A 20,970-nucleotide genomic window follows, 5' to 3' on the forward strand; every position below is an offset into this window, starting at 1 on the left:
CCGTTCCTGCACGGTGCTATAACGAAACTCGGCATCTTGCATAACGACAAACTTTAAGGCGTGTTTATGCCGTGGTTACCGTTGCGGACCGGACGCACGGGGAAGCCGTCACAAGGATAGAAGGTGTTTTTCGGGCGTACATAGCTATTGCGTCCTTCATCCATGCGCGAAAACTCGAAATTGTAAGAGTTGTTGTCGTCATTTTTCACATTTCCCGCTGCCCAGACATAGCCAATCTTGTCCAAATGATAGACATCCGCATAACTATTCCAATCCCGATAACCGGTCTGGGGGAATATGATCGACTGGTATTTATCGGGATTCGTATAAAACTCGTAGAGGTTATCCGAATATATTCCGCACGACTGGGTCGTCTCATCGTAGTCAGCGATATTCTCAACCCGCACATCGTACCATTCCGGAGAGTAATCGGTGTTATCACCCGTGGTCGTGAAGCCGGTGAAAGCATTATAATGGGATACCTGATAACCTACCGGACATGGATCATATATAGTCTTAAGAATTTGAGCTGACGGGTCTGTTCCGGGGCGTCCTTCCCACAGATTGGCGTATGTTTTGTTGTCGCTGTCAAAATCATGTCCTCCCGTCCCCGTTGTTCGTGGTGGATTGTGCCATGTATCTGGTTTCTGTATAAGCAAGTGCAGGGCAGCACGTGTGGTCAACTTTGAATCATCGAAGTAACCTGTGAGCAGCGGAGGATTATCGTTGACATCATATCCTATGTAATTCCATCTCTTCTTATTAACCCTGTCTTCTGTTCTTCCACCGAAAGGATCCTTGCGCCCCCACTGGTAATAGGGATTATTGCCACGGGTGAAAGCCATGTGCGATTTTTTGACAATCTTTATCGTCTGGGTCTTATTACCGGAAATAAACTGGACCTCACACTCGCGTTCTTTGTAATACTTTATTTCCTCTCCGTCTTCGGAACACCAGCCCAGATTCATCGGCATGAATTCAAACTTGCGATTAGTATCATGGGCGGTGACCTTGATAGTCTTGTCGCTGTCCTCGACATCGAGACGGGTTACCCAGATGTGCCAGCTCCATATAGCATTGGGATAAATAACCCTCCACGTACCATCATTTACTTTTTCAGGTGCCTTGTCGCTTATCGCTATAATGGCATTTCCCTGCTTAATATTCGCACCAACATAGAATCTGATTCCTCCTTTTCCATCGTAAGCATCCGGTAAATATGTCGGGGATTCGTCATGCGGCTCACTTTCCCACGTATAGCTTGGACGCAGAAGATCGTTCACGTCCTGCCATACGAAGTATGCGTTTGTGGGGTTGCAACCTTCGTTTTTTTTGATATAGGGACTTGTAATAGGCTTATTGAGATGGTTCCTGAACACTGACAATATATTATCACCAGTACTTCCGCCGGTATACGTGTAGGAACTTTTATTATCTATCCCATTGTGAATCGCATTGCCATATACCAAAGGAAAGATATACCATCCCGGAGCATCGACCATGTAGCAGTTGGCCGTGCAGACGATACTGTTAGGTGTACCATTCGGATCTGCAAGATTGTAAGGGGCGTCTTTCGAACCTTTCGAGGGAGCGGATTGCAGTTTGGCATTTATGTTTATTTTTTCATCGGGTTGCAGTCTCTCTTCTTTGACTTTGAACCCCACCTTTTTCTCGTATGGGACATCGCCATCTTCAATAACGCATTCGAGCCACTCGGAAGCATCGGAAAAATCCGCCTTACCGGAGTCACGGTACTTTATCGAGAAATCCATCTTTATTTTCTCGTTCTCCTCTATATAGCTCGTAACTGTTACAGTGTTTTTGTCACTGAACTTATGCCCGCGATTGGGCAATGAATTGTCAGGAACGAAGACCTTTCCCTGGTAATTCATCACTTTAGGCTCTGTCACCTCAAGGACCTGTTCCTTGTATTCTATGTGCCAGTCATAATCATTGGCGAAATTGTTGAATTTCAGGGTCAGTTTGTAGTGATGGTTACGTTCTGCGTTGTAGTCCCTGTATATGTCTTTGCCGAGCATGAAGCGATAAGTTATGATTCCGTTTCCGGGGCGCTCGGTATTCGTCGATTGGTATATCGCCTTGACCTCGATATAAGTGCCGTAAGGTTTGTTGTCTTTCCAGCCGGAACCCTCGACATCTTTATCCGGATTGGGATAGCCTATGGCATGGTCATTGCCGTTGTTATTTCCCGGTCCGGGGGCCGTCTGCGTCTTGTCCTTACCTTCGCCCTGCATATTCTCGTAGAAGAAGAGAGCATCAGCCGTTTCCGAATGATCCGACCCGTATGTCGGCGTTTGGTTAGTGATAACGGCCTTATAATGGTCTTTGAAACCGTCCACATCGGGTTGGATATCGCTCTCGAAATATTTTATAATACCTCCGTCATGTACGAGTAAATCATTGTGGGCAGGTGTATTAGGCATTCCCAGCGGACATGATCTGGGTATGTCCTTTATGGAGGCAGCCATAATATAGATGGATACATCTTTTTTGAGGTTCGAGCCGTCATAAGCGATGGTCACTTTGGAAGCCGCACGGCGCACCCACGCGTGGAGTTTTACGCTTTTTTCATTCACTACAAGAGACTCGTCGTCCGCTGATAGAGCGGGAGCAGATTTTTTTGTAAAAAAGCCTATCATCTGGCCATTGTTAGCTATGTTTTCGGAATCCCATGCGAGGGGAATATTCTTGAGGTCTTCCACTGTTTTTATGGCTTCAGAGTACTTCGAGTTTGTAAGTAAGTCGGGGATGTTCGCTACGGCATACATATAATACTTGCCGAATTCGATTTCTTCCGGCAGTTTGAAAGTGGCGCGTCTCGTTTTTTCTTCCGCGCTGTGCCCGTTTTCCGCATCCGTGTTTTTACGGTCTTCATCGGACATGGTGTATCCTTTTATCTCCCAGCTCTTTTTCAGTGCCTTTGTTTCATAATCATACAACAATACATGCAGAGAGCTGATATCCTTTAGGGCATCCCCGGCAGTCCGTGCACGGGCAAGCGCCGAGGACATGGGTTTGAAGTCCAATGTGGCGGAAACCATCGCGTGACCTTCGCCTATGGTTTCTTCCTTCAGAAATTCGTCCTGACAACCTGCAACGGTAAAACTCATCAGGAAGACAATCATAAATTGTGTAAAACTCTTCTTCATATACTTCTTTCCATTTATTTTTTTACAATCCAAATGCTGGATAAAGGAATTTTTCGCTATATGGAATCACATCAACTACGATTTCATTACTATTATACAATGTTATGTCCACCACGACATGGGTGTTACGAAAAAGTGCCTTCAAGTTGGGCAGCGTGTAGACAAAAGGTTCACTCCTTCCGTCTATATTAATTGTCAGGGTGTACTCCTGCTCGCCATCCGTTGTACCCGCCTTGGGGTTCATGCTCTCGGGCAGGTAGAAAACGGGAACATTCTCTGCTACACCCGGTTTTGAGTTATCAGGGTTTACCATATCAACTGCCGGTACTCCTAAAGTAACCGTCCCGTGGGTATAGGTCTTTGTCTTATCCGCTTGTGTAGGTAATTGGTAGTCCTTCAACCAGCCGGCGGCTTCCGTGGTGGCGTAATCGTCATTTTCGGACGAAGCGTCGGAAACCTCCTTCAACCAATTTATCCAAGTTTTCCCATTGAATAATTGTCGGTTCTGTTCGCTGTCATCGACATGCGCCATCAGAAAGTTCTTGTCGGCATGGCTCGCTATGGTGAAATTGTTCACAGTCACTTTCTCGCCACGCCAGTTCATAAAGTTCACCGTGAACTTGGTGGCGACACGTACCACGTAGAACATGCCATAGAAACTTCCTTTTTCAGGGAAATCTATTTCGTACATGGAGGACATCGGGATGGGTTTTCCGCCCGAGTAGTCCGGAGCAAAATAGAGCCCGTTCACCGCAGTTTCAAAGCCGGACGAACTCTCTGCATAATTGTCGAAGAAACCGGTCAGCGTTTGGTTTGGCCCCGCTACGCCTTCTACAGTTGATACGCTCTCTTCATTGGCGAAGAGGAATATCTTTTTCTTTTCGTTGGGTTTTACCTTAAGTAATATGTATTTTCGCTCTACCGCAGCGCCCAACCGATAAAATTCGTTATGTTCCACCGTCCCATCAACATGCAGGATCACGACGCGCATACTTTTCATCTTTTCGTTGTCGGGTAGTTCTGCCAGTTCCGACCTCGTCTGTACAATCGGCTCTATATTCAAATAAAGAGCAGCTTCCGTAGTGTCCTCCGGTAAGGATTCTTCCTGACTGCTGCACGCCACCATAAAAGGCAGTGCGAATGCCGCCAGGCAGACTGCAATGCAATGTATAATGTTCGGTTTCATCAGTCCAATCCCTCTTCCTAATTATTCAACTTCAACGTTACTCAGCACCACCCGCCAAGATTGAATCAGTATGTAGCTGCTAATCCACTTGTTGTTCTCGTCGAGGAAGAATGTCATCACATAGTCGTCCTCGCGGTCCAGAAACTCCTGATCGGTCATCGTGCGATTGTACTCCTCCTCGTAATAGTCTTTCGCCAGCAGCACATGGTCGATCACCGGGATGCGGGCCACAATCCCGCCCTCTCGATTGGTGATTGTAAGGAACATCTTTTCACGATGCGTTTCCATCATGCGTCCTACAGTCAGGTCAGCGATGGCACCCTTTACATGGATGATGGCACGGGAATCGGCTTTCCCCAGGCCGGCCTCGCCGTTCTGCATTTTCCAAGGACGGTAAGTGATGTTCTCGTCTTCCAGCAACTCGTTGTCATGAGCCATCAACCCGTTCTCGTCCTCTATGCGGAAGGTGAATTGATTGACATCCACATCCTCTCCCGATAGATGATGCAGTATGATGCGGATATGGTTGGTGTTCTTGGTCAGGTACATGGTATAGTCGTAACTGCCTCCGTCGTCGTTAGAAGGCAGCGATACATCCAAAGTGCCGTGAAAGAGTCGATAAAGCCTTTCTTTGCTGTAGGCACCGGACTCGTCATGCTGGCGGTTCAACGCACATTGCAACTGCTCCATCCGGGTCTCGCCGACACGGGCTTCAGGTACGGAGAAGGACTCTTCGTGCCCGCCGTCGTTCCTGAGACCGCACCATGCCAACAGTCGATAGTCGCCGGCCGGCAGATCGAGCGATATCGAATAGTTCTCCGCCGTAAACGGATCTATCTGTTCTTCCCGCTGCCATGTCAGTATACCCGACGTGTCGAAGGCATACAGATGCACCGATGAAACCTCGTTTGCAAAAGCATCCGCCCACTTCAGGTTCCTGTCGTAGCGGAATTTGAGCCGGTAATACACCGAACAATCGCCTTCTTCTTCATAGAGCCAGTTGTTACTGCATGACGGAAGAACCAACAGGCAGACCGACGCCACGCCGACCTTCACTACCACATTCCTTATCAATGCCTGTATATCCATATCGTATACTCTTTTGTATAGTTTATACCAGTGTTACTTATATATGTATGATGTGCGGAACTTCCGCATCCGGATTTCCTCGTCAAGTGGGATACCTGCTTTATGTTCAGGTTTCCGATGCCGCACCTCCCTTGTGTGCCAGTGGGCAGGTACTGTGTTTATTTATTTGATTATTGTATGATGCGTGGGAGACGGTAGCCGTTTCCCACTCATCATAAGTATCAGGAACGCCTTCGGGCGGTCAGGTTCATTACCAATCCAAAGCATAGTCATTATTGACAATGCGCCAGGACAGAATCTTGACTTCAGCCGCAATGTAGTGATCATTGGGGTCGGGCTTCTCGGGATAAATCTCCTGCTCAGGATCGTAGACTGGGGTGCCGAAGCCAGCTATCTTTGTCACGTTTGTCTTATACACGTGGTTGCGGACTACGCCCTTAGTAGCATTTTCACCTTCACCATTATGAATAATCTCGTAATAATAGTAGGTCATACCGGATTTCCAAACCAAAGCCCAGTCAACTATATCCTTGTTCTTAAGTTTCTTGTTAATTGTATCTACTTTAATAGTATCTGTTACAGTTCGATCCGCAGAATTGTACCATGTTTTCCCTTTTGCGACTTCTGTCAGTTGGGCATATACATAACAGTTGTTCGTACTGTTCTCTTCTTCCAGCTGTTTAGCAATTACAATCTGAAGATCGTCGGTACCAATCTGTGTACGCGTTGTACTGTTTCCATAATAGTAGTTATAGCCATTGGCTTTCAGCTGGGCAAGGATACTCGCCTTCAGGAGGGGGAGGTTTTCAGACGGAATCTCGGAATACGTATCGGCATAGTGGGAACCCATGTGTCTTACCAAAGTCAAGCGAGAGCCGTCTTCATTGCAGAGGAAACCCTTTAGGATAACCTTGGTTTTGGCCAGTTCGGCAACATCACTACCACTAGCCTTAGCGGCGTTCTCATTGGTGTACAATACAGTGTCAATGGCAGTAGGGATATCGGCGTACTTACGATACTTGTTCTTTGCATTAGAAGAATTCATGGCCCAGAAACTGCGGTGTGTGCCGTTCCACCAATCACTTGGCCATGCGGGATTAATTTTCTTGACAAGTCTACTGTTATCGGTTTCTGCGGTCAGGGCCCAGCCTTCAAGGGTTAGGTAAACCTGCTTTCCGTCGGCCGTGAGTGCATTCCCGTTCTTATCTTTCAGTGGCAGTTTGCCAGTACCAGCGAGTTTTACTGCATCACCTAAACTGACCGTAACTTTGGCCACACTGCGCTCAACATATATGGTGACGGGATGTAATTTGGCCTCAGACTCTTCCTTACACAGATTTTCAGCCTTTACGGGAACAGCGCAGACCTCTGCACCATTATTTCCATATACGGAGTTGAACATAACGAACGAGCCCTCTTTGGTGAAGTCATCGGAAGCGTAATCTTTGGAAATCGCCTTTAGGTCATCAAGACTCTTTGACTCGTTGCCCAAATCAGTGGTGGGATTCAGCACAGCCGCCATCATCTGGGGAAGTTTGTCTCCGGACTTGGTGCTGATGACAATAGTGGCCTTGAGTTTACTTTCAATATCATCCGTGTCAATCGAGCCACCTATCTGCTCCACGTTCGGCCAGTCGTAGTAATTTACATAAGTGGAGCCCTGAAGTTTGACATCAGTGGCGGCACCGTTTTCGGTGAAGAAATAGAAACGAACTTTGGTAACTTTGTTTTCATAATCTTCTCCATCCTGGTAACCGGAAGAGGCACGTGCACGTGCAACATCTGAAGACACCAGGTTTACGGCAATGTAGCTGGTATTAGCCTTACCGTTGCCTACATCCTCCTCGTTCGGAGCAATCTCATCCCGTGAGCATCCCGCGATAAACAGGGATGCCAACACAGATATAAATAAAAAGTTCTTTTTCATATCGTTAAATTAAATTGTTTGAAAATATGTTTCTTCTCTTTTGATTTATATTATTGATTTGATGTCATTTCTGCCTTTCGTTCAGTTCGTCAAGCGTCCTGCCGGCCTGTTCAAGTCCCATCTCTTTCGCCTTGCCGAGGTAGCGGCGTGCCGTATCGTAATCTCCCTCCCGCACGGCAAGCGCTCCACGTGCATAGACAGCCTCGGCGGAGTCGCCGGCCTTGTCGAGATACTTGCGTGCCGTCCCGAAATCATCACGGCGGATGGCGGCGTTGGCGGCGTTCAGGTTGGCTGTTTCATCGTTCGGGAACATGCGCACCGCCGTTTGAAAGACATCCGTGAACTCGTCCGTGCCGGGTTCATACTTTCCGGCAACGAGGTAAAACTCGTCCAAGCTCAATTTCTGCGGCTGCTCCGCCATGATGCGTTTTATTTCATCCACTTCGCTGAACGTGCGGATGTTGTAGTCTATGCGGTAGTCGGTATGGCGCAACGCGGGATAGAAATTTTGCAGCATGAAGCGATACTCGTTGGGGTAAGTGCGCTTAATTTTCGTCTCTTTGGCATCCGGTTCCATATCACTGTCTATCAAAGCCAGAATCTCCGCGCGGTGGTCGATATTCGATTGTTCCACGTAACGGCGCAATCCGGCCCAGTCCTCAGGCTCGTAATCGGTTTGGATGACGTTATCCGCAAAACGGTATAGTTGTCCTATGTGCTTTTTGAGTGCGGCGGTACGTCCGATGGCAAGTTCCGTGTTATGTTTGTAGGGGCTCTCCGGCGAGGCGTACCCTTTTAACCACACGGAAGTGATGGTGACATCCTTGTCATCGCACACGGAGTCGATGGTCGCCTGTATCTTGCCTAACTCGACCGTATTCCGACGGTAGTCGGGATAAATCACCGTTTGATCCACCGGGAAATCGATGTATGCCGAACCGGATAACGAACGGCTTTTCATGATTTCTGCCTTGGGCTGCACGAATACCAGTTCGGGGAAAAACGCCTCATGGTGGCTTCCCAAATCGCCTTCGTATTCCGCCAGTATTTCCTGACAACATCCCCAGTCGCTACGATGTAGCTTGAGCGTGGCTCCGTTCATCCAATCTTCGTAGAGAATAGGGTTGTTATACTCCAGTTGTTCCGGTTTTTTCGATACTTGGAATGACTTCTCCGACCCGCCCGAAATGGTGCTTATACCATTTCGTACATAATAATAATACCGACGGCGTCCGTAAATACCTATCGACGGCAAGTCCAAAGAATCCGCACCATTGACCAATCGAGGGGTAAGCAGTACGGCGCGGTTGGCGTCCACGTCGAGTGCGGTCAAATCGACATCCATCTCTACAGTAAGGTATTTGCCGTTACGATTCATATTGAAATTCTCGATGGAAACACCGGGTAGAATGTTTTTTGTGTCTTGCGCCATCGCTCCCGACATATTTCCCATGCCCAGCAAGGTTGCCAGTATGAATATCGTCTTTTTCATGTTCGTTGCAATTTAGAATAGATAAACCAGGTTAATGGCCGCCTTGGTGGGTCCCACGTAGTGGTGCGGCTTGTTCGTTTCTATCTTTTTCCCACATCCTGCACACCGGAACTTATCGTAACGGGTATAGGAATAACCGAAACCGATTTCCGCCTCCAAGTTCCAATAGTGACCGAGAATCCATGCATAGCCGTATGCCACGCCCGCACCTACAAACCAGCCTTGATAACGAGAATCCTTCAGTTTCCGGGCATCCGTCCCAAAAATGTTGATTTTGCCATCGAAACCGCCGATGTTGTACTGTCCGCCATGTAAATGCGCACCGAAAAAATGTGCGCCGAAACGATCACACAGCCAATAACGGACCTCGGGCTGCACGGCCCAGTGTTTCCAGCGACGGTCGTGCGAGAGAGTCCACGCATTGAATTGTCCCGTAATGTCCAAAGTCCATTTCGGAGCAAGCCCCACCTCGATACCGAGGTTCGGGTTGAAAAAGCCATCGGCGAGCAGGTTCGTCTTCAATGCTACATCCTGCGCCTTGACACTCGAAAAAAGCGTCAGCATGACAGCGATGACAGTTAATTTCAGTCTCATATCCATTATATGTTACATATGTTGTTTTATATATCCTTCTATGGCAATCATTTGCAATACATGTATAATGCGTATGCAAATACAAGAAAATTAACACGACACGGCATTTCTTGATATACATACAACTTTTTCTAACCACTTCTCTTTTTAAGAGAAAGACAGAAATAATATTGCCTTATTTTTAGGGAGTTATAGTTAAAGGATGGCAGAATTGTACAACAAATTCCAGTATTCATTTAACATCCGACCAGATTCATTTTTGAAAACCGATTTTTTTTTATCGGTTTTCATTGTCGTTTTCAGCGTTTTCACTAATTTTGCGTCTGTATGCTATTTCTCTTAAAAAGAATTTTACGGGTTACAAAGCAGACTTACGCTATTTTTAATTTGTGCAGGCATTTTTTTTTTTTTATCTGTCCGAAATTTAATGTTTGCCACGTTTTCACTAATTTTGCAACTGCGTACTATTTCTCTTAAAAAGAGAACTTTACTATTGTCCGACAAACTCCGGCGACCTCATCACTTACAAAGATTTCAATATCTGGCTGTTGGCCTTATCCACAGCGGACGTATCCAGTGAAGCCAGATAGATTTGCGTAGTTTTCTCGGAATTGTGCCCCATAGCCTCACTGATGGTTGCCAGCGGCACGTTTTTGCTTTTGGCGATGGAAGCCCACGCATGGCGGGCCACATAACTCGTCAAGGGCATGGCCAGTCCCAGTTTTTCACCGAGCCGTTTAAGCTTACTATTGACCAGATGCGCGGCATTCTTGTACTGCCAGCGTTCATTCGCATTCATGTTCTTTATAATCGGCAGCAGATAGGGACTCCCGCCCGTATCGTACTTGTCGATGATCTCCTGCATCGGTCTTTCCCATTTGATGAAAAGTAGCTGACCCGTCTTTTGCCTGCGGTATGATAGTATACCGTTTTGCAGGTCCTTCTTTTTCAGGTAGGCCATATCCACAAACGACATTCCGCGTGTGTAGAACGAGAACATGAAAATGTCCCGGGCGAAGTCCATGGCCGGAAACAATGTCAGGTCGAGTTTCCTTATCTGCCGGATGATTTTCAAGGGCACGGCACGTTTGACGGTCTTGTCGATTCCTGTATAGACGTGCTTGAAAGGGCTGCGCTGTATGGTCAGTTCCTTTTCGACGGCACGGTTGTAGATGGCCCGTAATCCCCGCATATAGTAGGATGAGGTATTCGGACACGCATCATTCGCATGCAGAAAGATTTCATACTCGACCATCAGGTGGGAGTCCACCTCGTCCAGAGGAACGTCCTTCTCCCCGAGAAACCGTTCGAAACTGTTCAGGACGGTCGTATAACGCTCGGCGGTAGGCATTTTGCAGATTTGTTTCAACTGCCGCACAAGTTCACGGCCAAACGACATGAACCCTCCGCTGTCCGCCGAGACAAGGAAGCGTTCCGCCACCTCTTCGGCCGTATAGTTCCGGGCCGCCCGTTCGAAGCGGGTGATGATGCCTTTGAAACGTCTGACATCTTCCGCCAAAGCGCTTTTCAAGGAAAAAAGATAATTCCGGCGACCGCTTTCTATACCCGGAGGAAAGACGATTTCCGCGTTTGCCGTATCCCATTCATGCGGGTAGAGTTTGTAACCGGGATTGACTTGTCGTACCACACGGTTATGAATCACTTGATAAAATACTGTGCCTTCCTTCGTTGGGATGGTAGAAGCACGAAATTTCACTTTTACTGTTGCCATACGATTTGTTTTTGATTTCAGCCAATAAAAAAGCCTTCATTAAAAAAATGAAGGCTCCTATTTTTATTTTTACGTATTCCTATGTATTCGGAATACCTGATTCCGCATACGGATTGTCACCCGAAATCGTTTGATAGACCGCCTTCACCCGACTCCAAAACCACCAACCTCGGTATTCTATCCATACAGCCTGATGCAACGTCACCGCTACCCGCATCTTACCATGCGGCCGGTTATTCTCGATAATACCGGCCAACCGGATATACGGCGTAATCATCTACACTTTCCGTCTCAGAACCGAAACTGTATCCCGCCCTACGACCGTATCGCGGATAGCGGCATCTTCCGCCCTGAACCGCTTATACGCGCCGAGAGTCAACCGCAATGTCTCGGAAGCAAGCGCCGTACTATTTGATTGGTAACGGTACCGTTCCGTCCTCAGCCGCACGACATGTCGGTGTCGTAACCATATGACTCCGCCGAGAATCACGAAAGCCGCCATCTGGAATATCCAGCGGAAGCTGCCCCCATAAACCAAGCGATTCTGCCCCTTTGTGCCAAATAAACATCCCCCTTGATACCAACATAAAAATGCCCCTGCCGAACGTTGTCTGACAGAGGTGTTTTTCGTAGATTTGATTCCCGTCTTGACCGGTGGGATAAAATCATTCTACTATGCAACAAAGATAGCAAACATTCTCCAATGTCATGCATTGGGGATGGGAATAAAGCAGATAAGCACGAGCTTTAAACTGTCCCGCAACACGTTGACGGTCGAACTGATGAACCATATGAAACTCCGCGGCATGATTACCGCCTCCACTGAAAGCCTAACCTCTACTATGGCCGAGACAATGACAATCGACTCCTTTCTGCACATGTTGCTTGCCAGGGAATGGGATTACCGCACCGATGCGGCCATCCAACGCCTTATACGCGGGGCATCGTCCCGCTAAAGGCATGGAATACATTCTCGAACACGAGCACATAGGCTTGCTCATCAAACCCGTTTCAAGGAGATATTCCTGATTCGGCAAGTGGACAATACCGAACTCCGACTGCAACCAATAGCAATGGAGAGTACGTAACATCAACCAATATAGACGAATAATAATCAGCGGATTAAGTAAGCGGCGCATGTACGGTAAAATTGCCCCCCTACACACGTCGCTTTGTTTTGTATACGCATTCCGGTAAAAGAGACTCTCTTTCTGTGTTTCAATCCAAAAATTTCATATACCTTTGTATTCGCAATTAGTTGGCTGTCAACGCCATCTATGTATACTTACAAAGACAGATGCGCAATTCTCAGCAAAACCAGCACTGATAATCAATCAGTTAAAAACCAAAAGAGTAGTCCAAATAGAGACCGCCTCTTTTCCTTACTTCGTAGGTTTGGTTTGCTTCGCCGGAGCCGTTGTATCGGGGGCGATGCTATCCGTTACGATAAGAACCTCCGATTCCTCCACAACAACATCCGTAGAATCAGGAGCCGACTGAGACTGCGTTGTCGACTTTTGGTCTGCATTCTGATTTTTCTGCTTATTTCCACAAGCAACAAAGGTTAAAGCCGCAACGACCATTAACAAATTAACCCATCCTATTCTTCTCCAAGTTTTCATTTTTTCCCAGTTTAAATTAACAAGTTGTTCCAACACTTTCCATTACGGATGTGTCTACAAAAAGTTTCACCTAAAATCTTCTCTTTGTCCCGTTCTTTTCTTGAAAAATTAAAAGTGCCGATGAAATAAATCACCGACACCCTGCACACTTTATAAATACTGTCTGGTTGCATGACAGTTCCTTTTAAATAATCTAATCCTCCTAATTATGGTAATTATCCATATTTATCATTAAATTATAAACGACATTTAGGACAAAAGTATTGATTTTACGAATAAATATATACAATAATCAATACATGTATTGAAATTTAGAATCGTTCTATCATGGATATGACAATAAATCAAAGACTTGGCAATTTTTTAGAAGAAAAACATATTAGTCAAGAGGAATTGCGCTCACAATTAGGTTTAAAAACCCGGCAACAAATCAGTAATTGGATCAATTGCAGAGAAAAAATTTCGGAAAAACATATCATTCGGATTATTGAGCTCTATCCGGAACTAAATGCCAATTGGTTTATAACCAGTATCGGAAACATGTTTAATGATCAAAGAATCGTACGTTACATTAACCGGAATGCTTACGGATTTTGTGAAGAATGTATCAAAAAAGAACAAAAGATAGAATATTTACAGGAACTTATTCTCCAAAAAGATCAAGAGATCAAATTACTAAACCGGGAAATCGGGAAGCTGGAGGATCGGTTAGCATGCTGCAAAGAGAATAAAGAACCCTAATAAAACCTAAATACCCGACAAAATTATTGTGTCGAAAAAAAGAATATTCTATATTAGCGCTCACAAATAGAACACGAAACGTGATGAGAAAACAATACATAACCTTAAATTGGTGGTGGCACCTGTTTAAACTTCGTAGTAAACGATGAGGTTATGTAATTGTATTGCATAAAGATTTCAGGCGAGCCTATTGTTTACTACAGTAGGCTCGCTTCTTTTTTATTCACTTATAAATTTTATTATCATGAAAAAGACCAAAAAAATTTTGCTTTCGGAAAAAGAGATGCCGACCCAATGGTATAACATCGTGGCCGATATGCCGAACAAACCGTTGCCGGCCCTCCATCCGGGAACAAAACTTCCCTTAAAAAAAGAGGACCTCGCCCCTCTATTCGCCCAAGAGCTTATTGATCAAGAGTTCGCAACGGAACCCTATATCGAGATTCCCGACGAAGTTCAAGAATTGTACAAAATATGGAGAGCAACTCCACTCGTGAGAGCTTACGCTTTAGAAAAGGCCCTCGACACACCCGCTAAAATTTACTTTAAAAACGAAGGAACAAGCCCAGCCGGATCGCATAAACCCAACACGGCTATTCCACAGGCCTATTACAACTATAAACAAGGTATCAAACGGATGACAACGGAAACCGGAGGGGGACAATGGGGATCCGCACTCAGTTTTGCCTGTCAACATTTCGGAATCGATCTGAAAGTATTTATGGTAAAAGTTAGCTACGGTCAGAAACCTTATCGAAAACTGATGATGAATACCTGGGGTGCTGATGTTATCCCTTCCCCCAGTACACTTACCGAAGCCGGAAGAAAAATATTACAGGAACATCCCGATTCATCAGGCAGCTTAGGCATTGCCATATCCGAAGCCGTAGAAATGGCAGCCAAAGACCCGTATACAAATTATTCCTTAGGTAGTGTATTAAACCATGTACTGCTGCATCAAACGATTATCGGAGAAGAGGCCATTTTACAAATGCAAAAAGCAGAGGAGGAGCCTGATATCATCATCGGTTGTTTTGGAGGCGGTTCTAATTTTGCCGGAATCTCTTTTCCTTTTATACGCGAAAAACTAAAAGAGAATAAAAACACCCGCATTATCGCTGTCGAACCGCAATCCTGTCCGAAATTAACCAGAGGACAATTCCACTACGATTTCGGAGATAGTGTAGGTCTAACCCCTTTATTACCGATGTATACCCTGGGACACGATTTCCAACCGGCAGATATCCACGCCGGAGGATTACGTTACCACGGGGCAGGCATGATCGTGAGTCAACTTCTGAAAGACTGCTTGATAGAAGCCGTGTCTATCCCGCAATTGGAAACGTTTAAGGCCGGTATCTTATTCGCCAAAACCGAAGGTATCATTCCGGCACCGGAATCAACCCACGCCATAGCACAAACCATACGGGAAGCTTTAATTGCCAGAAAAGAAGGGAAAGAGAAAACCATCCTTTTCAATTTATCCGGACATGGCATGATCGATTTGTTCGCTTATGAACAATATCTGAACGGGAATCTCTCGGATTTTCAAATCTCAGATATAGAAATTAACCAGTCCTTAAAAGAATTGGATAAACTCATGTGAAGAGCATAGCTATCTAATTTTTTGCTACTTTTGCAAAAAATTAGATAGCATGTATTACACGGAAGTCAATTTTTACATCACCCCCTATTCGGAAGACATCACGGATGCTCTTATTTCGGAACTCGGCAATTTAGGCTACGATAGTTTTTCTTATACAGACAAAGGATTTAAAGCTTACATTCCCAGCAAACAATACGACGAAGATACCATCTCACAAATGGAGATTCTCCCCTTCTTCGAACAAGAATATCAAATCAAATGGGAAATAACTCAAATTGAGGATCAAGACTGGAATAAGGTGTGGGAAGAAAATTTCACCCCGATCATCGTCAAAGACCGGATTTTAGTCAGAGCCGGATTTCACGCTTCCATTCCCGGTATAGAGCACGAAATCATCATCGATCCCAAGATGAGTTTCGGTACCGGTCATCACGCGACCACAGCCCTTATGCTCGAAACCATACTGGATATTAAACCGGAAATCAAAAATAAAAAAGTACTGGATATGGGATGCGGAACGGGAATCCTCTCTATTATGGCCGCACAATCGGGCGCATCCCGGGTAACCGGAATCGATATCGACGAATGGGCATACGATAATGCCATGGAAAATTTAAAAACCAACCACATATCTAACGTACGCATAAGAATCGGAGATGCAAACTTACTCCAGGAACAACAAGATTATGACATCATCTTGGCCAATATAAACCGTAATATTCTGCTAAATGATATGCATTGCTACACCTCCGTCCTCAATGAAAATGGTTATTTAATCATGAGCGGATTCTATTTGCAAGACCTGCCTAAAATCCAGAAAGAAGCAGAAAATTTGGGACTCCGGTTCAAATCCCACAAAGTGAAAGAGAATTGGACCGTTGTAATATTCAACAAATAAAAGTAAATTTGTTTAATATTTAACAACCTATTGCAAATTGAAAACAGATGTATAAATTTGCATCGGCAAAAAAATAAAGGATAATGATATTTACTAACAACTCATACAAACTTATGTGCATGCAAAGATTCTTTGCAGGCCGATGAACTGTTTTCAGTCAAAACTGTGGAAAAAGCCTGTGTAAATTACACGGGCTTTTTTATTTCATATCACATCACATATATAAAATATCATGAACGTATTAAAATTTGGAGGAACATCCGTGGGTACAGCCCAACGCATTCGAAGTGTAGCTCAATTAATTTCGGGAATCCGGGAACCGAACATCACCGTTCTTTCAGCCATGGCGGGCACGACCAATACCCTATTGGAAATCACGAACGCCTTATATCGCAATGAAAAACAGGAAGCGGCAGATCTTATCCAAGATATGGAGATCAATTACTTGATCGTGAATAGCGAATTATTCCATAGTCTCGAATATACCCGAAAAGGAAAGGAGTTTATCCAAACCCTTTTTACTTATTTGCGTTCGTTCATTAATAAAGATTTTTATCCCCTGCAAGAAAAAGCAATTGTTGCCCAAGGAGAGATCCTGTCAACAACCCTGATGCATTATTACCTTCAGGAACAAAATATTCCTTCTACCCTGATTTCAGCCCTGGATTTTATGCGTATCGACAAAGACGGAGAACCGGATTATTTCTATATACAACAAAATCTAAACCGATTGCTTTCTTCTCCGGACACCAGAGAGATCATTATCACCCAGGGATTCATCTGTCGAAATGCTTACGGAGAAATCGATAACTTGAAAAGAGGGGGAAGCGATTATTCGGCCGCCCTTATCGGCGCCGCTTTAAAGTCAAACGAAATCCAAATCTGGACAGACATCGACGGAGTGCATAACAACGATCCGAGGTATGTGGAGGACACAAAAGCTTTACGTTCTCTATCTTTCGACGAAGCGGCAGAATTAGCTTATTTCGGAGCAAAAATCCTACACCCCTCCAGTATTCAACCGGCAAAAAAAGCCAACATTCCGGTAAGACTCAAAAACACAATATGCCCGGAAGACGAGGGGACGTTAATCACGAAAGACAGCCCTTTACAGGATATAAAAGCAGTCGCCGCAAAAGACGGTATTACATCGATTCGTATCAAATCCAGTCACACGCTGTTAGCTTACGGATTTGTCCAAAAGGTATTTGAAATCTTCGAGTCATGGAAAACTTCTATTAACATGATCGCTACCTCCGAGGTCGCTATCTCTCTGACAATCGACGATACCTCACACCTTGAAGAAATACTGAAAGACCTCCGACAATACGGGACAGTAGAAATTGAACATAACCTGACTATTATTTGTGTCGTAGGTAACTTCAACGTAGACAAGGCAGGCGTATCCGGCCAAACATTACATGTATTGCAAGAGATCCCGTTACATATGATCTCATACGGAGCCAGCGAACACAGCATCTCTTTACTCGTAAAGCAGGAAGACAAGCGGAAAGCTTTAAAAGCATTAAATCAAAAAGTATGATCCGTCACACGGAGTTTACGGAGAAGTCATAGCCTTTCGCCATTACCAGTAAGAACTTCCCGACTCCTATTTTTCCGACACGTCGAGGAAAATAAAAACGCCGTCCATTTTGGACGGCGTCTTTTCCCCATATCTTTAATTCTATGTTTTCACTTGCGAGGAGTTTTTTTATCATTCGGTTTCGCAATGGACTCCCTCATTGTCGTATCGGCCTCTATATTTTTCATCCGATAATAATCCATTACTCCTAAATTTCCATTTCTGAAAGCTTCCGCCATAGCCCGAGGGACATCGGCTTCCGCCTCGATCACTTTAGCCCGCATCTGCTGAGCCAACGCCTTCATTTCCTGTTCCGTAGCAACAGCCATAGCGCGACGTTCCTCCGCCTTGGCCTGTGCTATCTTCAAATCAGCATCAGCCTGATCCGTCTGCAATTCCGCTCCTATATTTTTACCGATATCAATATCAGCAATATCAATAGACAAAATTTCGAAAGCGGTTCCGGAATCCAACCCTTTATTTAAAACCACCTTAGAGATCGAATCGGGATTTTCCAATACCTCCTTATGTGAATTAGCCGACCCGATGGATGACACAATTCCTTCACCAACACGAGCCAGTATGGTTTCTTCTCCGGCACCACCGACCAGCTGTCTGATATTTGCCCGCACGGTAACTCTGGCTTTGGCTATTAACTGGATTCCGTCTTTTGCCACCGCCGCTACCGGAGGAGTATTGATTACTTTAGGATTTACACTCATCTGGACAGCCTCAAATACGTCCCGGCCTGCCAAGTCTACCGCCGTTGCGATTTGAAAAGTCAAATCAATATTTGCCTTAGAAGCAGAAACCAATGCATGTACAACTTGTGCGACATGCCCTCCCGCCAGATAATGTGCTTCCAATAAATCGCGATAAAGTTCCAATCCGGCTTTTTTACCTTCGATCATAGCTCTCACGATAACAGAAGGCGGAACTTTCCGCCAACGCATCAGCACCAATTGCAAAAGAGATACTTTCACATCCGACACCAAAGCCTGGAACCACAATCCGATAGGTATAAAATAGAGTACGATCCAAAGCAGGAAAAGTCCTCCGGCTATCACAATAATCAATAAAACCATTCCATCCATTCTATTCTGTTTTTAGTTTAACAATAATCTTATTTTTTAAAACTTTTATCACCACTACTTCACTATTCTCATTAATATAACCGGATTGGGATTGCCCCTCCACAACATAATCTCCGACCTTTACTTTGCCCATCGGAGCCAATCTCCCCAAACACAATCCCGTGTCACCTTCTCGAATCGAATGATCGATTCCCTCAACCGTCCCGTCGATTTGAGTATTTAACTGCAATCGCTTCCAAGTTTTAGACCGCAAGGCATAATAAGTAATTCCAATACCTCCCACGGCTGTTCCCAATAAAGTAAAATGTCCTTCCCATACTCCCATATTACTGTACGCCATATAAATAGCGACACCTATACAAAGAAAACCGATAATCCCGGCAACATTTACCCCCGGAAAGACCAAAAACTCCATAATTAATAAAACAAAACCTATTAGAATCAACATAATAAGCACCAACCACTCCATAATACTATCGATTTAAATTTTCGTTTAAAGGTATATTTTTTTTATTAAAATCCTATCAAAAAGAAGTAAATTAGCTTCTTCTATCAGGAATAAGACATTTTATTTCTCGTCATCAATCCTAATCTAAAATATTTATATTTACTTTGCACTTCAATTTGCATAATTGATCACATAGATCAAATTTCATAAAGAGAAAGAGGAATGATGGACTTTGAAACAGATAACAACAACGAATTCTATCATAAAATAGAATGTTTCAACAAAGAAAGAACAGAAAAACTAAGTTATCACTATAACGAAATTATCAAATTACTCGGAGAAGATCCATGCCGGGAAGGTCTTGCCAAAACGCCTTATCGTGTCGCCAAGGCGATGCAATTTATGACACAGGGTTACACGCAAGACCCGGAAGAGATTTTACGTTCGGCTCTTTTTAAAGAAGATTACCGGCAGATGGTTATAGTGAAAGATATAGAAATATATTCTTTATGTGAACACCATATGCTCCCCTTTATCGGGCGAGCCCATGTAGCGTATATTCCTAATGGATATATTACCGGATTAAGCAAAATTGCACGGGTGGTTGAAGCCTTTGCCAGGAGATTACAAGTACAGGAACGTCTGACCCATGACATCAAAACCTGTATTCAAAACACCTTAAACCCATTAGGTGTTGCCGTCGTTATTGAAGCACAACACATGTGCATGATCCTGCGCGGCGTTCAAAAACAACATTCTGTTACAACGACCTCTGATTTTAGTGGCGCTTTCGAGAAACTGGCAACAAGAGAAGAGTTCATCCGGTTAATCAGTAATAAATTTCACTAAAAACAAAAATGTATGAAAAAAGTATTTGTATTTCCCGGACAGGGAGCCCAATTCGTCGGAATGGGTAAAGATCTATATGAAAATTCACCGGAGGCAAAAGAGTTATTCGAACGTGCAAACGAAATCCTGGGATTTCGTATCACCGATTTAATGTTCAACGGAACGGAAGCGGATCTAAAGCAAACCAAAGTAACACAACCGGCTATCTTTCTTCATTCCGTGATATTAGCCAAATCGTTGAATGAAAAACCGGATATGGTCGCGGGGCATTCCTTAGGAGAGTTTTCCGCTTTGGTCGCCAATGGAGCCCTTTCATTTGAAGACGGTTTGAAATTAGTACATGCAAGAGCATTGGCCATGCAAAAAGCTTGTGAAGCCAATCCTTCAACGATGGCTGCAGTATTAGGCCTACCCGACGAAACCGTAGAGAAGATTTTAGACGAAATCGACGAAGTTGTTGTTACGGCCAATTACAATTGTCCGGGACAACTCGTGATATCCGGCAGCAATAAAGGTATTGAGATCGCTTGTGAAAAATTAAAAGCTGCCGGGGCAAAAAGGGTACTCCCCCTGAATGTAGGAGGTGCTTTCCATTCCCCTTTAATGGAGCCGGCCCGCAAAGAATTGGCTGAAGCGATCATGAACACGAAATTCTCTCAACCCTCCTGTCCGGTATACCAAAATGTCAATGCCGCCCCCGTATCCGATCCGGAAGAGATTAAAACAAATCTAATCGCACAACTAACTGCTTCCGTACGCTGGACCCAAACAGTCCATAACATGTTATCAGACGGAGCTTCTTCTTTCCTTGAAATAGGACCGGGAAAAGTCTTACAAGGACTTATCAAAAAAGTAAATCCGGACGCAGAGACATCAGGAATACAATAAATGATTTTAAAGCCTCCCGGATGGGGGGCTTTAAAATTTTTTGTATCTTTAT

19 protein-coding genes and 1 pseudogene are annotated in these 20,970 nt (G+C 44.7%); 7 read left to right on the forward strand and 13 right to left on the reverse strand.

Features of this window, described 5'->3' with window-relative positions; all coding sequences use genetic code 11:
* Positions 1–53: 53 nt before the first annotated feature.
* From QZR76_RS08025 to QZR76_RS08065, 9 genes are all read right to left on the reverse strand, one after another.
* Positions 54–2,660, reverse strand: a complete 2,607-nt coding sequence (locus QZR76_RS08025) for a hypothetical protein (RefSeq protein ID WP_294142059.1) — start codon at positions 2,658–2,660, stop codon at positions 54–56.
* Between the two features lie 532 nt (positions 2,661–3,192).
* Positions 3,193–4,356, reverse strand: coding sequence for a hypothetical protein (locus QZR76_RS08030; protein WP_294142061.1), 1,164 nt, complete (start codon positions 4,354–4,356; stop codon positions 3,193–3,195).
* A gap of 21 nt (positions 4,357–4,377) precedes the next feature.
* The gene (locus QZR76_RS08035) at positions 4,378–5,445 is read right to left on the reverse strand and encodes a FimB/Mfa2 family fimbrial subunit (RefSeq protein WP_294142063.1); all 1,068 of its coding nucleotides are present in this window, start codon (positions 5,443–5,445) and stop codon (positions 4,378–4,380) included.
* 250 nt (positions 5,446–5,695) lie between these two features.
* Positions 5,696–7,372, reverse strand: a complete 1,677-nt coding sequence (locus QZR76_RS08040; RefSeq protein ID WP_294142065.1) for an Mfa1 family fimbria major subunit — start codon at positions 7,370–7,372, stop codon at positions 5,696–5,698.
* A gap of 64 nt (positions 7,373–7,436) precedes the next feature.
* On the reverse strand, positions 7,437–8,864 hold the full coding sequence (locus QZR76_RS08045; RefSeq protein ID WP_294142067.1) for a DUF3868 domain-containing protein: 1,428 nt from the start codon (positions 8,862–8,864) through the stop codon (positions 7,437–7,439).
* A 12-nt stretch (positions 8,865–8,876) separates the two neighbouring features.
* Entirely contained in the window at positions 8,877–9,458 is a 582-nt protein-coding gene (locus QZR76_RS08050; RefSeq protein WP_294142069.1) for a DUF3575 domain-containing protein, read from the reverse strand.
* A gap of 523 nt (positions 9,459–9,981) precedes the next feature.
* Positions 9,982–11,190 carry a site-specific integrase gene (locus tag QZR76_RS08055; RefSeq protein ID WP_294142070.1) on the reverse strand — a complete coding sequence of 403 codons (1,209 nt, stop codon included), beginning with the start codon at positions 11,188–11,190 and terminating at the stop codon, positions 9,982–9,984.
* Between the two features lie 79 nt (positions 11,191–11,269).
* On the reverse strand, positions 11,270–11,467 hold the full coding sequence (locus QZR76_RS08060) for a DUF6549 family protein (RefSeq protein WP_294142072.1): 198 nt from the start codon (positions 11,465–11,467) through the stop codon (positions 11,270–11,272).
* Positions 11,468–11,728, reverse strand: coding sequence for a hypothetical protein (locus QZR76_RS08065; RefSeq protein WP_294142074.1), 261 nt, complete (start codon positions 11,726–11,728; stop codon positions 11,468–11,470).
* Between the two features lie 181 nt (positions 11,729–11,909).
* Between QZR76_RS08065 and QZR76_RS14075 the strand changes: the two are divergent.
* Positions 11,910–12,143: pseudogene (locus tag QZR76_RS14075) on the forward strand (ATP-binding protein); the annotation flags it as partial.
* Between the two features lie 429 nt (positions 12,144–12,572).
* Here the strand turns inward: QZR76_RS14075 and QZR76_RS08075 are convergent.
* A complete protein-coding gene (locus QZR76_RS08075; protein ID WP_294142077.1) occupies positions 12,573–12,812 on the reverse strand; it encodes a hypothetical protein in 240 nt (79 codons plus the stop codon).
* A gap of 327 nt (positions 12,813–13,139) precedes the next feature.
* On the opposite strand from QZR76_RS08075, the gene QZR76_RS08080 reads away from it, so the two are divergent.
* From QZR76_RS08080 to QZR76_RS08095, 4 genes are all read left to right on the forward strand, one after another.
* On the forward strand, positions 13,140–13,553 hold the full coding sequence (locus tag QZR76_RS08080) for a hypothetical protein (RefSeq protein WP_294142078.1): 414 nt from the start codon (positions 13,140–13,142) through the stop codon (positions 13,551–13,553).
* 244 nt (positions 13,554–13,797) lie between these two features.
* Positions 13,798–15,159, forward strand: a complete 1,362-nt coding sequence (locus QZR76_RS08085) for a TrpB-like pyridoxal phosphate-dependent enzyme (RefSeq protein ID WP_294142080.1) — start codon at positions 13,798–13,800, stop codon at positions 15,157–15,159.
* 49 nt (positions 15,160–15,208) lie between these two features.
* Positions 15,209–16,057: a 50S ribosomal protein L11 methyltransferase gene (prmA, locus tag QZR76_RS08090; RefSeq protein WP_294142082.1), complete on the forward strand. Its 849-nt coding sequence runs from the start codon at positions 15,209–15,211 to the stop codon at positions 16,055–16,057.
* 232 nt (positions 16,058–16,289) lie between these two features.
* Positions 16,290–17,600: an aspartate kinase gene (locus tag QZR76_RS08095; RefSeq protein ID WP_294142083.1), complete on the forward strand. Its 1,311-nt coding sequence runs from the start codon at positions 16,290–16,292 to the stop codon at positions 17,598–17,600.
* A 4-nt stretch (positions 17,601–17,604) separates the two neighbouring features.
* Here QZR76_RS08095 and QZR76_RS08100 read toward each other — a convergent pair whose 3' ends face one another.
* The 3 genes from QZR76_RS08100 to QZR76_RS08110 are packed head-to-tail and all read right to left on the reverse strand — an operon-like array spanning position 17,605 to position 19,202.
* Complete coding sequence (locus QZR76_RS08100) at positions 17,605–17,775, reverse strand: hypothetical protein (RefSeq protein WP_294142109.1); 171 nt, start codon at positions 17,773–17,775, stop codon at positions 17,605–17,607.
* Complete coding sequence (gene floA, locus QZR76_RS08105; protein WP_294142085.1) at positions 17,750–18,733, reverse strand: flotillin-like protein FloA; 984 nt, start codon at positions 18,731–18,733, stop codon at positions 17,750–17,752. The genes QZR76_RS08100 and floA overlap by 26 nt, the downstream gene beginning before the upstream one ends.
* A 1-nt stretch (position 18,734) precedes the next feature.
* Complete coding sequence (locus tag QZR76_RS08110) at positions 18,735–19,202, reverse strand: hypothetical protein (protein ID WP_294142087.1); 468 nt, start codon at positions 19,200–19,202, stop codon at positions 18,735–18,737.
* Positions 19,203–19,403: 201 nt separating this feature from the next.
* Between QZR76_RS08110 and folE the strand changes: the two genes are divergently transcribed.
* On the forward strand, positions 19,404–20,030 hold the full coding sequence (gene folE, locus QZR76_RS08115; protein ID WP_294142088.1) for a GTP cyclohydrolase I FolE: 627 nt from the start codon (positions 19,404–19,406) through the stop codon (positions 20,028–20,030).
* 12 nt (positions 20,031–20,042) lie between these two features.
* Positions 20,043–20,918 (forward strand): ACP S-malonyltransferase, encoded by an 876-nt coding sequence (fabD, locus tag QZR76_RS08120; RefSeq protein ID WP_294142090.1) that lies wholly within the window; start codon positions 20,043–20,045, stop codon positions 20,916–20,918.
* Positions 20,919–20,970: the final 52 nt, after the last annotated feature.

It is taken from the genome of uncultured Sanguibacteroides sp. (assembly GCF_900543425.1).
Taxonomy (GTDB): Bacteria; Bacteroidota; Bacteroidia; order Bacteroidales; family Marinifilaceae; genus Gabonibacter.

Bases quoted from the DNA above. Each gene is read 5' to 3' on its own strand.
- QZR76_RS08025 (WP_294142059.1), bottom strand. From the start codon at position 2,660: ATGATAGGCTTTTTTACAAAAAAATCTGCTCCCGCTCTATCAGCGGAC.
- QZR76_RS08030 (WP_294142061.1), bottom strand. From the start codon at position 4,356: ATGAAACCGAACATTATACATTGCATTGCAGTCTGCCTGGCGGCATTC.
- QZR76_RS08035 (WP_294142063.1), bottom strand. From the start codon at position 5,445: ATGGATATACAGGCATTGATAAGGAATGTGGTAGTGAAGGTCGGCGTG.
- QZR76_RS08040 (WP_294142065.1), bottom strand. From the start codon at position 7,372: ATGAAAAAGAACTTTTTATTTATATCTGTGTTGGCATCCCTGTTTATC.
- QZR76_RS08045 (WP_294142067.1), bottom strand. From the start codon at position 8,864: ATGAAAAAGACGATATTCATACTGGCAACCTTGCTGGGCATGGGAAAT.
- QZR76_RS08050 (WP_294142069.1), bottom strand. From the start codon at position 9,458: ATGAGACTGAAATTAACTGTCATCGCTGTCATGCTGACGCTTTTTTCG.
- QZR76_RS08055 (WP_294142070.1), bottom strand. From the start codon at position 11,190: ATGGCAACAGTAAAAGTGAAATTTCGTGCTTCTACCATCCCAACGAAG.
- QZR76_RS08060 (WP_294142072.1), bottom strand. From the start codon at position 11,467: ATGATTACGCCGTATATCCGGTTGGCCGGTATTATCGAGAATAACCGG.
- QZR76_RS08075 (WP_294142077.1), bottom strand. From the start codon at position 12,812: ATGAAAACTTGGAGAAGAATAGGATGGGTTAATTTGTTAATGGTCGTT.
- QZR76_RS08080 (WP_294142078.1), top strand. From the start codon at position 13,140: ATGGATATGACAATAAATCAAAGACTTGGCAATTTTTTAGAAGAAAAA.
- QZR76_RS08085 (WP_294142080.1), top strand. From the start codon at position 13,798: ATGAAAAAGACCAAAAAAATTTTGCTTTCGGAAAAAGAGATGCCGACC.
- prmA (WP_294142082.1), top strand. From the start codon at position 15,209: ATGTATTACACGGAAGTCAATTTTTACATCACCCCCTATTCGGAAGAC.
- QZR76_RS08095 (WP_294142083.1), top strand. From the start codon at position 16,290: ATGAACGTATTAAAATTTGGAGGAACATCCGTGGGTACAGCCCAACGC.
- QZR76_RS08100 (WP_294142109.1), bottom strand. From the start codon at position 17,775: ATGATAAAAAAACTCCTCGCAAGTGAAAACATAGAATTAAAGATATGG.
- floA (WP_294142085.1), bottom strand. From the start codon at position 18,733: ATGGATGGAATGGTTTTATTGATTATTGTGATAGCCGGAGGACTTTTC.
- QZR76_RS08110 (WP_294142087.1), bottom strand. From the start codon at position 19,202: ATGGAGTGGTTGGTGCTTATTATGTTGATTCTAATAGGTTTTGTTTTA.
- folE (WP_294142088.1), top strand. From the start codon at position 19,404: ATGATGGACTTTGAAACAGATAACAACAACGAATTCTATCATAAAATA.
- fabD (WP_294142090.1), top strand. From the start codon at position 20,043: ATGAAAAAAGTATTTGTATTTCCCGGACAGGGAGCCCAATTCGTCGGA.